Raw genomic sequence first — 15,240 nt, 5'->3', positions numbered from 1 at the left:
TTGGCGTTTTCAATAAAATTTTAAGGCAGCCCCCCAAATTTGTCAACCCAAACTTAACCGACCTTGTCTGCTCTCCCAATTACATAACCCAACTCACACCATCCTGAGCCTACCATAGTAAAATAACATTAACCTTACAATTGGCAAATAAATTGCACCATATTTACCCTAGAAAAAGGTCTCACCCCCAGCTCAATGAACGCGCTTAATCAGTTGCTTTCACTTATTATCACACCGCCTGGCAATCTCCTCTTCCACCTTGTTCTGGCCTTTTCCGTTCTGTTCGCCTTTCAGAGTGTTGTCTCCTGGCCACTTGAACTGATCCCTGCTGCGCGTCGGAGCCTTAACCAAGGGCTCATCATCATCCTCGCCGGTCAAATTGTTCTTTTTGTCAGTGCTGCATTAGCCTGGCAAAACTTAATTCTATCTCGCTTTATCCTTCCCTCCCTAGAACGAATGGTTTCAGCCATCACGTTACTCTGGCTAGGGCGGCTTTGGCTTTTTCCATTGCCCAACCTTCGTGCAAATCGGCTCTTCTTGGTACTCACGATACTCCTCCTGCTTCTTTTCTTGATCGAGACTTTACTCACCCAATCTTTAGAAGTGTCATCGGCTTATAACATTACCCGATTCGATCAAATTTGGACCGGCCTCATCGTTACACTTGCGGGTATGAGCCTTATTGTCGCGTTTTTACGCCCCAACGACAACCCTACAAGTGAGGGATTCGCTTTTATGGGGCTTATTCTGCTTGGAGGACTTCTTTTCTTTGCACTTGATCCACGACAGTCAGATGCACCAGCTTATTTACGCTTGGCCCAGTTGTGCGCATTCCCGCTTTTACCCGCTCTGATACAGCGTATCATGCGGTTAAATACCTCCTCCTTTTCTGCTGACACACCCAACGAATCCGCTGCTCTCACAACCTCATCGCCAAAACCTTCCATCCAAAGCATCTTTTATTGGAGTGATGTGGCTTGCAAAATCGGGAAGAACAACCTTCTCCAGGAATTGTCCCGTGCAATTGCTCACACCTTCCAAGCGGATCTTTCCCTACTCTTGCGTCAGGACATGGAAAATCCCGGACGCTTGAGATTAGAAGCAGGCTACGATTTAGTACGAGATGAGCCTATTGGGCAAAATTACGCTCCGGCTGCGCGCTTCCCCAAATTATCCAATGCCCTAAACCTCAAGAAACCCTTACTGATTCCAAGCAATTCCACCTGGGATCAAGACCAAGCCTTAGCCACCCTGCTTGGTTTGGAGCATATTGGCTCGACGCTGGCCGTTCCCTTCCAACTCTCCGGCTCGGACAATGGATTGATGGTTTTGCTTACTCCTTATTCAAACCACACTTGGACACCTGAGGAATTAAACCGCTTACAATTGCTGAGCCAAAAAATTACTGCCATTCTCAACATGGACTCAGAATATCGTTATCTAAAAGATAACGCTGCCCTCATCGAACAACAGTTGCAAGCGCTCCAAGACAAATTGGATCGCCTTCAGAAGGAAAATGAAGCCCTTCGTAAATCTTTTGATGTGACACAGGCTTCTTTAGCCGTTCCCGCAAACGACTTAGAGGTGCTTCTTAATTTACAACGTACATCTCAGGACACCATTGAAGCCCTTCAGGCCGAAAATCGCGCGCTCAAAGAAATGCTTGCCGAGAGCCAGCAAAAAGTCCCTTCTAGCATTGAAATTGAACACCTCGAAAACGAACTCCGTTCTACGCTCGAAGAAGTTGCCCGCCTACAAAATGCTCTGGCCGAAGCCAACATTCAAATCCTTAAACTCCAGCAAAGCGCCAAACAGCCTTATGGATTGCCTTCTGCACAGCAAGAAGTACTGATCTCTTTGATCCAAGAAATGCGACAACCGCTTTCTTCTATCCTTGGCTATGTGGATCTCCTGATGGGAGAAACTATTGGTATCTTAAGCGCTCTTCAACGCAAATTTCTTGAGCGCACCCGCGTCGCCACAATGAAAACTCGGGATTTACTCGAACAACTCCTAGAGGTCATTTCCTCCCTTACTCAACACTCTATTGAAATTATGAGCACAACGACTGAAGTTGGCCCGATCATTGATCAAGTCCTAAATGACCTTGCGCCTCAATTCCAGCAATATGAAATCAGCATTCGCCTAGATCTCCCCTCAGAATTACCCAAAGTGCGTCTAAACCCGGATAACCTTTATCAGATCCTTATTCAACTTCTACAACAAATGTCAAAGAACATGTCCGCTGAAAGTGAGCTTACTGTGCGTGCCCTAACTGATATGGGATCTAATGCATCACCCTTCCTTGCTTTCCAGATTTCAATTGCATCCTGGGAAAATGAAAAGAACGTATCGCGTCGGAGGTTGTATGGCATCTCTTCCATTGAGAAACCACAGTCACAAATCGGTAAAGAAGAACTAAATCTTGGTCTCGTCAAAGCCCTCATTGAAGCCAACGGTGGCAGAGTGTATATTGACAGCGATAAGTTTACCCATGCTACGGTTGTAAATATCCTTTTACCTATTGCAACAACTTATACGGCAGATGAGATCTCATGAGAAAATGGTCAATGCTTTGGCCGGGGCTGGGATGGGGTATCCTTTCCACGCTCCTCGTGATTGGGGCATTCTTCCTCGCGAGTAGCGATTTGAAAACAACCATTTCACCCCCACCTACTGTATTACCAACCCCCAACTTGACCCCAATCCTCCTCCCCATTGGCACGAGTCTCCCGATCGCCACGACCACCGACACCCCATACATCGAGCTAACTTGCCCGATTCCAAGCAATTGGGTACCGCACTTAATACAACCCGGAGAAACGTTGCAGGACCTCGCCCTTCAAGCAGGGATCTCCATTGAGCAACTAACAACGAGCAATTGCCTGATCAGTCAAAATCTTATGCCAGGTACCATTCTATACCTACCTCCTCCTACGATTACACACTCAACCCCCAACCTGATTAGCGCAACTACTACGGGATGCACTGTGCCTCCCGGCTGGATTTTTTATCGGGTTCAGCGTGGAGACACCTTAACGCGCATCAGTGGGTTATATGGAATCAGTGTATGGTGGCTAAAACAGGCCAATTGCCTAGAAACCGATGTAATTATTACCGGCCAATACTTGCGAGTACCCAACGTTGCCACACGTACGTTCACACCGACAACGTCGCCTCAACCCGAGGTAATACTCCCAAGCCGCACCCCCATGCCCCCCACAGCGACTTTTACCGTAGTAATACCAACGGCTACTCTTACCCCGTCCTTTTCCCCGGTCCCAACAGAATTGCTCACACCCACCCTGACAGCGTCTATTACCCCTTCCTCTACTCTTACCGAGACACTTACATCTACTCCTACAGAGACACCTACACCTACTGCAACAGAAACCACAATGGTAATTGGTGGCACCGAATGGGATGAAACTTTTAAGTTGCCACAATCGTCTTATAATAAACTCAATCCCCTATAAGTGTTCAGATTATGAAAAGATTCTTTCTGTTTCTTACCCTACCTTTACTAATTTTTGCATTAATTTTGGCTTGTAATCTGCCAGCTCAAATTACCAGTCAAAGTGGTGTGATTCCCATAGCACAACAACTGGTTACCGTTGCTCCTGATGCCACAGCCACCCCGACCCCATTTCTTCCCCAAATCATTACCCCCGAAGTAATGAACACGCCGGAGTTACCTCAACCCACCCAAGAACCGACCGCAACGGGCATTCCCTGGGAGATCACCCCCGCAGAAGGACAGGTCAATATTCTTGTGTTAGGCTCAGATTGGCGCCCTGGAGCCGGATACCGCACTGACGTTATTCTTCTAGTCTCGCTCAACCCTAAATTGGGAACAGCCAGCCTAGTCTCGTTCCCCCGCGATCTTTATGTGGATATTCCGGGACGAGGTAAAAACCGCATCAACACCGCCCACCCAGCTGGTGGGTTCCCGCTGACCGTAGCTACTTTCCAGCAGAACTTTGGGATCACGATTGATTATTACATACTCACCAACTTTCAGGGGTTTGTAAACATCGTTGATAGTTTGGGTGGCATTGATGTTTATGCCGCCAAGAATCTCACGGATCAGTGCAAACTTCCTCAGGCTCAAAACGGCTATTGTTCCGTTGGTCCGGGTTTGGTACACATGGATGGACAAACTGCCCTATGGTATGTACGTTCGCGTTATAGCACCAGTGACTTTGACCGCACACGTCGCGAGCAGGAAGTCCTAATTGCATTGTTCAATAAATTGATGAGCCTAAATGCGATTGCCCGTGCTCCAGAACTCTACGAATATTACCGCTCTAGTGTAGAGACTAATCTTCCTCTTGATGTCGCCCTCTCATTAGCGCCCCTTGCTCCTCAATTGTTGGCCGACCCCTCCCGCATCCAGCGTTATACCATCGGTCCTGGCCTAGTTACGCCAACCACAACCGAAAGTGGCGCCTATGTGCTTCTTCCTAATATCGAGGCTATCCGCGAAATATTACGCCAAGCCCTGAACGCTCAATAACCCCAACACCTAATAAAAAATTGACCAGACCCTCATTTTCGAAAGGTCTGGTCAATTTTGTCAAAGACTCCTATAATTAATTTATCTATACGAAAACCTGGAGACCTTTTATGAATGAACATTTTGAAATTCCTCCTCACATCACGGCTCAGACCCCTATAATCCCGATCATCCGTGCTTGGGAAATTTATCTTCAGGATCAGGGTAAATCCCCATACACGATCAAATCTTTCATCAGTGACCTCTCGTTGCTAGCAAGTTATCTTCCTCCGGATCGTGCAGTTGGGGAAGTCACCACCCGGGAATTAAACAATTTCTTGAGTTGGTTACAATACGGGCGCGGTGTCCCTTGTAGCCCCAAAAGCCTTGCCCGCCGGATCACTGCCATCAAGGCCTTTTTCCGCTGGCTCTATCAAAATGGGCGAATTACTACCGACCCGGCTGAAAAAGTCATCCAATATTCTGTCATTAGCCCCCTACCCCAAGTACTTACCCTCGAGGAAGAGCAAAAGATTTTGGACGTTGCCGAGTCTTACCGGCGCGCCCGCAAACCTGATGCACGTCCTTTTACCCTAGTGAGTTTGCTGCTCCAAACCGGTATCAAGAAAGGGGAATGTCTCAATGTTCATCTAAATCACATTGACACCTCTAATCCTGAGGCTCCTTTTCTCTTTGTCCGCTATAGCCATCCTCGTAACCGCTATAAAGAACGCAAACTCTCTCTTACCCCGAGCTGGATTGAGGCCTATCACGAATATCTGGAACAATACCAACCCCGAGAAACATTATTCCCTTGGTCTGCGCGGCGCTTGGAGTACTTGCTTGAAGACCTGGGTGAAGAGGCCGGTCTTACCAAGCACCTCTCTTTTGACATGTGTCGCTGGACATGTGCACTTCGAGACTGGCTTTCAGGCATGGATCGTGAGCAGATTCGCCAAAAATTAGGGGTCTCAAAGATTCAATGGCGGGAAATCGGAATGAAGTTACAGCTGTTGGCAAATGAAGTTACTCAACAGCAATGATCACTGGAAGACTCGCCCTGACGATACATTCTCAATTTCAATACTTCACGGGTGAACGGTGTAAGCCGATGGGGATGGGCAATGCGGAAACCCGGAACCCATACCAGCGAATCTCCTGAGAAGACGAGCGGCCAACGATCGCGCACCCAGCGTGGCAAATGGACGTTAACCATAAAATCCGAGAGGCGCATCGGCTCTGACATGCCATAAGGCCAAAAGCGATCACCTGGTTTTCTTGTCCTTAATAAAAGCGGTGGGCGTAGAGTGTCATAGTCTAGATAGGCTGTAAAAGGATCTTGTCCACCTGATACAGCGATTTCATGGGATTGAGCCAAAGAGGTCTCCAAGATCCACCCTTCATTTAGAACTAAATACCCTGGGACATCAATTTCGATTAATGCCCCAGGGGAGACTAATGGCCACTGAGGCATGACCGGCCAATTTCCACGCGGAAAGAAATAAATCAAAGAATGGTCAAGAACTACTTGAACACCACCTTCCATTTCAACCTGCCCTGGCTGTCCACTTTGAATAAACCGCATCACCCGAGTGATCGAAACGAAATTACTCCCATATAGGTCGCGCGAGAACCGGCCAGCCGCTTCTTTAACTAGATTTGCCCGCACGCCTTCAACCTCGGTACAAAACTCAGCCCGTTTGAAAGTTAAATAATCCGGCCTTTCTTCCCCCAGGCAGCGCTGCCAGGCATTTTGTACCGCGTGATCCACAATTTGATAATCAGCCTGCAAACTGAAAGACATCTGCCATAAATGACGTCGAATTTGGGGATTGTAGGTGTCTAAGATCGGAAGAAGTTCATGGCGTACCCGATTGCGCAGGAACCGTGAATCACGATTCGTTGTATCCTGACGAAAGGTAATCTTGTTTTGTGCCAGATACACCTCGATATCCCTCCGCCACATCCCCAAAAGTGGGCGTACCAGCGGGATACTGGTTGAAAATTCTGCTAAGATCATGCGGAAACGCATACCACATAGTCCCTTAAGCCCGCTTCCTCGCAAAAGGTGTAACAGAACGGTTTCCACCTGATCATCCGCAGTATGTCCAACAGCCACTGCCTGGCACATATTTGCCTCCGCTGCCTCGAAGAGAAAGTGATACCGCATTTGTCGAGCAGCGGCCTCGAGTGAGAGTCCTGATTGCTTCGCATATGTTTTGACGTCACCCTGCCCTAGAATGAAGCGACAATTAAGACGACTTGCCTGTTCCTTCACCCACTCGGCATCTGCCCGGGAATCGGGACGCAAGTTATGATCAAAGTGAGCAACCACAACCGGAAACCCCAATTCTAGCAGGCGACGCCACAAAAAGACACTATCTGGACCTCCTGAAACGCCTACTAAAATTGGAGAATTTTTATTCAGCCCACAAATCTCACACAGCAAGGACTCGTCTACTAATCGCATCCTTTGTCGTTTCTCCTAAAAGTGGATTATAAATCCTTCTTACCGACCTCAAGTTTCGGTTGGGGTTGAGTTTTACTAAGTCTTCGGACTTGTCTCGCTTTTAAGATTATGCTAGACTGCAAAGGAATAATGAATCTGGGAGTAACTTCTACATGGCAGAAAAAATTTTAGTCATTGATGATGATCTGGAAACTTTACGGCTGGTTGGGTTGATGTTACAAAAGCAAGGTTATCATATTCTCACCGCTGCATCGGGAGAAGAAGGGATACAGGTTGCTTTACGTGAGCGACCCGATCTTATCCTTCTTGACGTGATGATGCCAGGCCTGAATGGATTTGAAGTTACTCGCCGACTGCGCCAAAATCCGGAAACCGGTTCAATTCCTGTCCTAATCTTCACCGCAAAATCTCAAGTAGAAGACAAGGTTGAGGGTTACGAGGCAGGTGCCGATGATTATCTTACAAAACCGATTCACCCGGCCGAGCTGATTGCTCATATCAAAGCCCTACTCGGGCGAAGCCGTGCCCGTCGGGAAGCCGCTCTACCCCGAGGATACGTCCTTGGCCTTACTGCGGCTAAGGGGGGTATAGGACTTTCAACCCTAGCCCTAAATCTGGGGCTGGCATGCTACCAACGTAGTAAAAGTGACGTTGTGCTGGCTGAACTTCGCCTTGGCGAAGGGATATGGGCTGAAATGCTAAGTCTCCATGATGATCAAGCCCTGAAAGCACTGCTCAGTCTTCCTCTTCACGAAATCACTCGTTCTACGGTGGATAATCAACTTCTGCGCACGACGTTGGGGGTGCGATTATTGTTGTCGCCGCGCCAGATAGAAGGTTATACTCCGCTCTTCTCCGGAATGGGCGAAAAACTGGTTGCCATTACTCGTCACCTGGCCACATTAGCATCACTGATCATCCTGGATATTGGAACCCCGTTTCTCCCCGGTTATATTGATATCCTTAATCAATGTGACGAGGTCATGATCGTCACCGAATCTCAGCCTTTTACCCTAAGACTTACCCGTCGTTTGATCACCGATCTTGAAGGATATGGCTTTGGAAAATCTAAAATCATGTCTATTGTGCTCAATAACCGCATGCGGGCTGATCTTCAATACACAATAACCCAAGTGCAGGACACTCTGGAACATGCTGTGAGTGCAACGATATCCCCGGTACCTGAACTAGCCTATCATGCGGCTTTGCGCTCAGTGCCTCTTTTACATATACAACCTGAGGGGCTTTACGCCCAACAGATTATGCAGCTAGCATCCCAGTATGTTGAACGCACACGGGTCTAACCGTTATGTCTGACCCACAATTGGAAAAATCTATCCATACGTTAGCCGAATGGATACGCAACGGACACCATGTGGTGGCTCTAACCGGTGCCGGTATTTCCACTCCCTCCGGAATTCCCGATTTCCGTTCCCCTCAAACCGGCCTTTGGAAACGTGACCACCCTTTAGAGGTTGCCTCCTGGCGCGCATTTCGCCACCACCCCCACCGTTTTTTTGGGTGGCTGCGACCGCTTGCCGAAAAGTTATGGTACGCCCAACCAAACGCGGCTCACAAAGCGCTGGCTGAACTTCAGAAAGCAGGCTACTTAAAAGCCATTATCACCCAGAATATTGATAATCTGCATCAGCGCGCTGGCGCTACTCAAGTCATTGAACTTCATGGCTCACTACGCACCCTCTCGTGCTTGAATTGCCAGCGCCAGTATAAAGCGGAGAACTTCATTGAATCTTTTCTCACTCAAGGTATTCCACCTCGTTGTCCCAATTGTCGCGCTTTTCTTAAGCCCAATATTGTGCTCTTTGAAGAGATGCTTCCTGTCGAAGCCTGGGAGGAGGCACAACAACATTGTGAGAACGCCGATCTTTTAATGGTGATAGGCAGCTCACTTGAAGTGATTCCCGCTGCTCAACTACCCATCTATACCCTAGAGAAAGGCGGTAAGGTGGCGATTATTACTCTCTCCCCCACCTATCTGGATCACGAAGCTACCCTTGTCCTTCACCGTGATGTTCTGGAAGTCATTCCACCAATTGCTACCCTCATATTGGGTAACTCTGTCTAAGCCAAATCCTCGAATATCTCCATAGGCGCTACTCCAACCCCCACAATGCCTCCCCCCCCATGAGCACCTAGCACCGGCCCAATAGTAGCCGGTGGTAAGAAGTGACACTTAAACAACGACTTGAGGCGTTCAGTCAGAATTGTCACGCCTTCTGGATTTTGGCTATGCGCAATTTGAATTCTCAAAGGACTTCCGGGAGAAAATCGCTTGGCAATGTAGTCTGCTTGCGCCAAAATCGCTCGCCGTAGTGAAAATTCCTTACCCAGTTCGATAATAATCCCCGCTCTTAAATCAAACGCCATGATAGGTTTAATATTCATTACAGAACCTACTAACCCCCTGAGGTGCCCTACCCTGCCTCCTGCAATAATATACTTGAGTGTTGGTAGCATAAAGATACCAAACATTTTGTCTCGTATTCGGTTCAATAGTTGAAGAATACGCTCCAATGACCAACCAGCCTGAACTGCTTTGGCTGCCATCTCTGCACACCACCCCACAATGACCGAAATACCACCGGTATCAAAAAAAGTGACTCTCGCTTCAGGCACCATCGCAGCAGCCGTGCGGGCTGCGCTAAGCGTACCACTGAGTGCAGAGGATAAATGAATTGAAAGGATCTCCGGATCTAGTTTTGCTAGTTCACGATAAACCGAAACAAACTCACCCACCGAGGGTTGAGATGTTCGAGGCATTTCTCCCCCACGCAAACGAAGATAAAAATTCTCATGGCTGATATCCACACCACTCCGATAGGTGGTTTCACCAAATATCACATATAACGGGACCACATGAATTTTCAATCCCTCTATTTGCTCGGGGGCAAAATCTGCAGCGCTGTCTGTGACTACCAGCATAGATCTCTGACACTCCTCTTTCACATTATTCAACGACTTCCCCGTCGTCCGAACTGACGTTCCAACACTTCAACAGAGAGATGAATCATTGTAGGCCGCCCATGCGGGCAAGTCCGTGGCGATTCACACGCTTCCAAATCTCTCAGTAAAGCTTCCTGTTCCTCACGCGAGAGCACTTGTCCGCCTTTGACCGCGGCCCGTTTGCAAATCCGTGCAATCAGTCTTGCTTCCATTTCTCTTTCTAACAGAGATTCGTCTTCCTCGAAGGAATCCAAGAGAGACTGCAATATCACAACCGGATCACTGTTCCTTAAAACAGCCGGAACAGATCGTATCAAAAAGGTATCCCCTCCAAAAGGCTCGACCTCAAAACCCCATTGTCGCAACATCGGTACATAGTGTTGAAATTCATCTACTCTAACCCCCGGTACCCGAATGGGTTGCGGATTCAATAAAGGCTGAACTGCCAACCCTTGCTCTCGTTCACGCCACATTCGCTCAAACAGCACCCGTTCGTGAGCAGCATGCTGATCAATCAGATAGAGCCCATCTGGACCTTCGGCTACTAAATACGTTGCCCCTACTTGTCCTACTAAACGGAGCAAAGGAATGCGAGACTCAGGTAAAAGGGTCTGTTTGAGTGGCGAAGATGCAGGGAACGAAGTATTAGGTTCCGAGGGTGAAGGCACTTCTTGAGCGTTGTTCGGTACAGTTCCACCTTGCAGACCAGCGGCCATTTGCCAGGCAGGATCTATCATCTGATGAGACGTTCCTGACGACCAGACGGAAGGTGTAATATGGATTCCGACAGGCTGAGCGAGCAATGCCCGCCGCACTGCACGCTGAACGGCTGAAAAGACTCGTTCAGGCTGACGAAACCGTACCTCGGCTTTAGTTGGATGAACGTTGACGTCCACCGCTTCAGGATCCAACCAGATAAACAACATCGAGATAGGGTAGCGTCCCACCATCAGCATGGTATGATAGGCTTGAAGTAGCGCAGAGGTAAGTGCAATATCTTGAATCCACCGCCCATTGACAAAAAAGGTGATATCTCTTCGATTAGAACGGGTAAGCGCGATCGGGCTGGTGAACCCCTGGATGGATAAATCAGGCTCTTCTAATATGACCTCGAGCATCTGACGCGCCACATCTACCCCATAATATGTCGCTAAAATTTCGCGCCGATCCCCGTGCCCATAAGTCTGTAAAAACACCTTGCCATCGTGAACTAAACGAAACCGCACCTCGGGGTAAGCAACAGCATATCGGCTGATCAGCGCGTTGATCAAATTCCGTTCCGTTGAATCCTGTTTGAGGAACTTAAGCCGCGCCGGAACGTTATAGAACAAATCCTCCACCCGCACAACCGTTCCTGGTGGGACACCAGCTGGCTCATAGGTTTCAACTTTTCCCCCGTGAACAACAATTTTTCCTCCATGTTCAGCATGAGGGGGGCAAGAGATCAGCGTCAACCGCGAGACGGCTGCAATGGAAGCCAAAGCCTCACCGCGAAATCCAAGGGTGCGAATATTGAACAAATCTTCTGCCGTTTTCAATTTGCTGGTCGCAAAGCGCGCAATAGCCAGGGTCAACTCTTCATAAGAAATGCCACACCCATTATCCGCAACCTCGATTAAGCGCTTCCCCGCCTTGCCGGTTTCAATGGTGATCTCGTTTGCTTTTGCGTCTAGGGCGTTTTCAACCAATTCCTTAATGACCGAAACCGGTCGTTCAACGACTTCACCCGCTGCAATTTTTGCAGCCACCTCTTCAGGCAAAACTTGTATTGGCATCGTTCACCTGGACTACCAATGATCACCGGGTTGATCTAATTATATCTATGAAATTCTCCCTTCTATCAAGAGAAAACACAAGGTTCCTTCCAAATAAAAGTTCACCTCTTCTCATCCCTTCACAAACTCGTTATACTGCAAAGCATGAAGCCAAGAATTTTGATCTTCGATCTTGATGACACGTTATATCCGGCTTCCTCAGGGGTATGGGAAGCCATTGGTAAACGAATTGATCTGTTCATCCACCAAAAACTAGGGCGGCCCTACGAAGACGTTGAACCCTTTAGGAAGACTTTATTCCGCACTTATGGGACAACGCTGCGCGGCCTTTATCTTCAATATCACATAGATCCAGCCGAATATTTAGCATTTGTCCATGACATTCCTCTGGAACACTATCTCCAACCCAATCCCGAATTAAGAACGTTGCTCAAAGTGCTGCCTTACTCTAAAGTCATCTTCACTAATGCCGATAAAAACCACGCCAACCGTGTCCTGCAGAGGTTAGATCTAGAGGGATGCTTTACCCAAATCATCGACATTTGGGATATGCTACCCTCTTGCAAGCCATTTCCAGAAGCCTTTCAGACTCTATTGCAAAAACTTCACAATCCCGACCCTAGCGTTTGTCTTTTCATTGACGATTTACCTGCAAACCTACATACTGCGCGGCGCTTAGGTTTCTGGACCGTCCATGTGAGCGAAAACGGTCACCCTCACCAAGGCCATTTTCATATTCGACATATTGAAGACCTCCCTTATGTGCTCGCTCAGGGAAGTTTGTTTGAAGACGAGTGGGAATAAAAGATGAACACTGACTCGCCTGGGGCCTGGTTGATCATTCTTTTACTCTGCGCATTCACACTGGTTACAAACCTCGCCTTGGTCTCTCTGTGGCGGCAGCGCCATAATCCTCCGCACCACGGCAGACCCAAGCTATACCTCAGGTTTTCCTTAGGTGAGCTTCGTCACAATGAGGAAGCTGAGTGGGAACGACTTGCGCAGGCTGTACGTAAACTGCCACTTGCTGATACCACATCGCCTTCACATCATTACGAGGTAAATTCTCAACCATAAAAACCTGCTTATTGGAGCACATGTCATGTCTTCCAAACCGGTACGCATCGCCTTACTTGTACTACTCGCCCTAAGTTTTTCTCTAGGATGTTTCGGTTCTGGTTTGGTTGTAGGTTTGAGGGCACCGGCGACCACCTCGGCCTTCATAAATCGTGTTTTAGAGCAACTCCCACTAATCCCCACCCCCGTAGCCACTCCTGGTACTTCCTTGGAAACGCTATTTAAACCCTTTTGGCAAGCGTGGGATCTGGTTCATGAGCAGTACGTTGATCAGCCCGTTGACGACGAAGCCCTCATGCGCGGCGCGATCCGCGGCATGCTCGAAGCCCTCAACGATCCTCATACCGGTTACATGGACCCCTTTGAATTCCAGCAAGCCAATGCACCACTAGAAGGAGAATATGAAGGGATTGGGGCATGGGTAGATACCAGTGGTGAGTTTTTAACGATTATCAGCCCCATGCCCGATTCACCAGCCGAAAAAGCGGGACTCAAAGCCGGAGATAAAATCATTGCCGTTGATGGCGAAGATATGACCGGCGTTGACCCAAGCCTGGTTCTACGCCGAGTTCTAGGCCCAGCCGGCTCAACAGTGACCCTCACCATTCAACGCGAGGGGGAGCCAACACCATTTGAAGTGCAAATTGTTCGCCAGAAGATTACTATTCCCTCTGTAGAAGGCAAAATGCTGGATCAGCACATTGCCTATGTCTGTCTCTTTACCTTTGGTGAAAAAACCGCCTCTGATCTCAGGCGCATCCTGAAGGATTTATTGGATCAGAAACCAGTAGGAATCATTCTGGATCTAAGAAATAACGGCGGTGGTTACCTGAACGCAGCCATAGATGTTAGTTCAGAATTCATTAAAGATGGGGTGATCATGTATGAGGTATACGGGGATGGGCGAAAAATCTCCTATCGCGCCAAAGGAAATGGTATTGCCACAGATATTCCCCTGGTGGTATTGGTAAATGAAGGAACAGCATCGGCCTCTGAAATTACTGCCGGAGCAATCCAGGATTATCAACGAGGAAAATTGGTCGGAACAAAAACATTCGGCAAAGGCTCAGTGCAATCATGGACTCCTCTGGTCAATAATCAGGGCGCAGTCCGCATTACAATTGCTCGCTGGTTAACCCCTCAGGAACGCCAGATTAACGGCGTTGGGCTCACTCCGGATGTCGAGGTGCCCCTAACCGAAGAGGATCTCAAAGCCGGACGAGACCCACAACTTGATCGGGCTATTCAATTGTTGCTCCAGGAATAAAGCGATGAAGCGTCCGTTTTCCCTTCTGTTCTTGATTGGAATGCTCCTATTGGCCACCTTGTGTGGAGCGATCGGGGGTGGGCTGACAGCTTATTATCTGCTTCAAAATCAAAAGACAACCTCGATGCTGCCCCTCACAATAACTTCTCCCGCTCCAACAACCGAAGCCACACCTGTTGCGCATCTTTTCATTCAAACTACCCAGATTGAAACCACCATCACCCAGGTAGTAGAAAAAGTCAGCCCTGCCGTGGTAACCGTGGTCGCAAAGATGCCTGATCAGATGGGATTCTTCGGGGTCATTCCCGGCGGAACCTCTAGTGGCAGTGGTTTTATTATCTCCCGCGAAGGATACGTTATTACCAACAACCACGTTGTTGAAGGCTCTGAGTCGGTAAAGGTGCTTTTGCTTTCAGGAGAAGAGCGTCCTGCCCAGATGGTCGGAACGGATCGCTTTTCTGATTTAGCGGTTTTGAAGATAGAAGGTGATGTACCCGCCATAGTCACATTGGGCAACTCAGATGCCCTGCGCCCCGGTGAAACCGTCATCGCGATCGGATCACCTTTGGGGGATTTTAAAAATTCGGTCACTGTCGGTGTCATCAGCGCCACCGGACGCACCATTAATACGGGTGAGGGGTATTATTTGGAAGGTTTGCTCCAAACCGATGCGGCTATCAATCAAGGTAACTCAGGTGGGCCTTTGGTCAACCTAGCAGGAGAAGTTGTTGGGGTAAACACGCTTATTGTACGCACCTCAAGCACCGGTGTTACTGTAGAGGGCCTGGGATTCGCCATCCCCTCAAACACGGTTCAGGCCGTGGCCACACAAATTATCGAAAAGGGTTATGTGTCGCGCCCATACCTTGGAGTGCGCTGGCAACCCATCAATCCCACATTAGCCCAACAGTACAATTTGCCTGTAGAGTGGGGAGTCTATGTAGCTGAAGTAATCGAGGGAAGTCCCGCAGAGGCGGCTGGTATCCGACCTGGTGACATCATTACCCGTATCGGGGATTTACCCATTGATGCCAATCATCCCTTCATCAACGTGCTGTTCAATTTCAAACCGGGCGACGAAGTGACCGTTGAGTTGGTTCGGCGTTTGCATGTTCTTCAGGTCACACTCACCCTAGGGGAATCGCGCTAATCTAGAATTTCCTAATTTTAGATATTGTGCCAAATTTCACTC

At 48.5% G+C, this 15,240-nt stretch carries 12 protein-coding genes; 9 read left to right on the top strand and 3 right to left on the bottom strand.

The window, feature by feature from the left end; genetic code table 11:
* Positions 1 to 195: 195 nt before the first annotated feature.
* The 4 genes from AC01YT_RS12665 (at position 196) to AC01YT_RS12650 (ending at position 5,538) form a co-directional block, all read left to right on the top strand.
* Positions 196 to 2,559: a GAF domain-containing sensor histidine kinase gene (locus tag AC01YT_RS12665; RefSeq protein WP_476675965.1), complete on the top strand. Its 2,364-nt coding sequence runs from the start codon at positions 196 to 198 to the stop codon at positions 2,557 to 2,559.
* Positions 2,556 to 3,476: a LysM peptidoglycan-binding domain-containing protein gene (locus AC01YT_RS12660; RefSeq protein ID WP_476675963.1), complete on the top strand. Its 921-nt coding sequence runs from the start codon at positions 2,556 to 2,558 to the stop codon at positions 3,474 to 3,476. Before AC01YT_RS12665 ends, AC01YT_RS12660 begins: the two co-directional genes overlap by 4 nt.
* Before the next feature lie 11 nt (positions 3,477 to 3,487).
* Entirely contained in the window at positions 3,488 to 4,516 is a 1,029-nt protein-coding gene (locus tag AC01YT_RS12655; RefSeq protein ID WP_476675961.1) for an LCP family protein, read from the top strand.
* 110 nt (positions 4,517 to 4,626) lie between these two features.
* Positions 4,627 to 5,538 carry a tyrosine-type recombinase/integrase gene (locus AC01YT_RS12650; protein ID WP_476675960.1) on the top strand — a complete coding sequence of 304 codons (912 nt, stop codon included), beginning with the start codon at positions 4,627 to 4,629 and terminating at the stop codon, positions 5,536 to 5,538.
* On the opposite strand, the gene tilS is transcribed toward AC01YT_RS12650, so the two are convergent.
* Positions 5,526 to 6,965 carry a tRNA lysidine(34) synthetase TilS gene (gene tilS / locus AC01YT_RS12645; protein WP_476675958.1) on the bottom strand — a complete coding sequence of 480 codons (1,440 nt, stop codon included), beginning with the start codon at positions 6,963 to 6,965 and terminating at the stop codon, positions 5,526 to 5,528. The genes AC01YT_RS12650 and tilS overlap by 13 nt on opposite strands.
* 152 nt (positions 6,966 to 7,117) lie before the next feature.
* On the opposite strand from tilS, the gene AC01YT_RS12640 reads away from it, so the two are divergent.
* Both AC01YT_RS12640 and AC01YT_RS12635 read left to right on the top strand, forming a co-directional pair.
* Positions 7,118 to 8,269: a CpaE/TadZ family protein gene (locus AC01YT_RS12640; RefSeq protein ID WP_476675956.1), complete on the top strand. Its 1,152-nt coding sequence runs from the start codon at positions 7,118 to 7,120 to the stop codon at positions 8,267 to 8,269.
* Between the two features lie 5 nt (positions 8,270 to 8,274).
* On the top strand, positions 8,275 to 9,051 hold the full coding sequence (locus AC01YT_RS12635; RefSeq protein ID WP_476675954.1) for an SIR2 family NAD-dependent protein deacylase: 777 nt from the start codon (positions 8,275 to 8,277) through the stop codon (positions 9,049 to 9,051).
* Here AC01YT_RS12635 and AC01YT_RS12630 read toward each other — a convergent pair.
* Together AC01YT_RS12630 and mutL are read right to left on the bottom strand one after the other, a co-directional pair.
* Positions 9,048 to 9,932, bottom strand: a complete 885-nt coding sequence (locus tag AC01YT_RS12630) for a DegV family protein (RefSeq protein ID WP_476675967.1) — start codon at positions 9,930 to 9,932, stop codon at positions 9,048 to 9,050. The genes AC01YT_RS12635 and AC01YT_RS12630 overlap by 4 nt on opposite strands.
* Positions 9,933 to 9,937: 5 nt before the next feature.
* Positions 9,938 to 11,704 (bottom strand): DNA mismatch repair endonuclease MutL, encoded by a 1,767-nt coding sequence (mutL, locus tag AC01YT_RS12625; protein ID WP_476675952.1) that lies wholly within the window; start codon positions 11,702 to 11,704, stop codon positions 9,938 to 9,940.
* Positions 11,705 to 11,848: 144 nt separating this feature from the next.
* Between mutL and AC01YT_RS12620 the strand changes: the two genes are divergently transcribed.
* The 3 genes from AC01YT_RS12620 to AC01YT_RS12610 all read left to right on the top strand — a co-directional run bounded on the left by AC01YT_RS12620 (position 11,849) and on the right by AC01YT_RS12610 (position 15,198).
* A complete protein-coding gene (locus tag AC01YT_RS12620) occupies positions 11,849 to 12,508 on the top strand; it encodes a pyrimidine 5'-nucleotidase (RefSeq protein WP_476675950.1) in 660 nt (219 codons plus the stop codon).
* Positions 12,509 to 12,806: 298 nt separating this feature from the next.
* Entirely contained in the window at positions 12,807 to 14,048 is a 1,242-nt protein-coding gene (locus AC01YT_RS12615) for a S41 family peptidase (RefSeq protein WP_476675948.1), read from the top strand.
* A gap of 4 nt (positions 14,049 to 14,052) precedes the next feature.
* A complete protein-coding gene (locus AC01YT_RS12610; RefSeq protein WP_476675946.1) occupies positions 14,053 to 15,198 on the top strand; it encodes a S1C family serine protease in 1,146 nt (381 codons plus the stop codon).
* The last annotated feature ends 42 nt before the right edge of the window (positions 15,199 to 15,240 follow it).

It is taken from the genome of Thermanaerothrix sp. (genome assembly GCF_056331585.1).
This window is presented reverse-complemented; position numbering and strand designations above follow the sequence as displayed.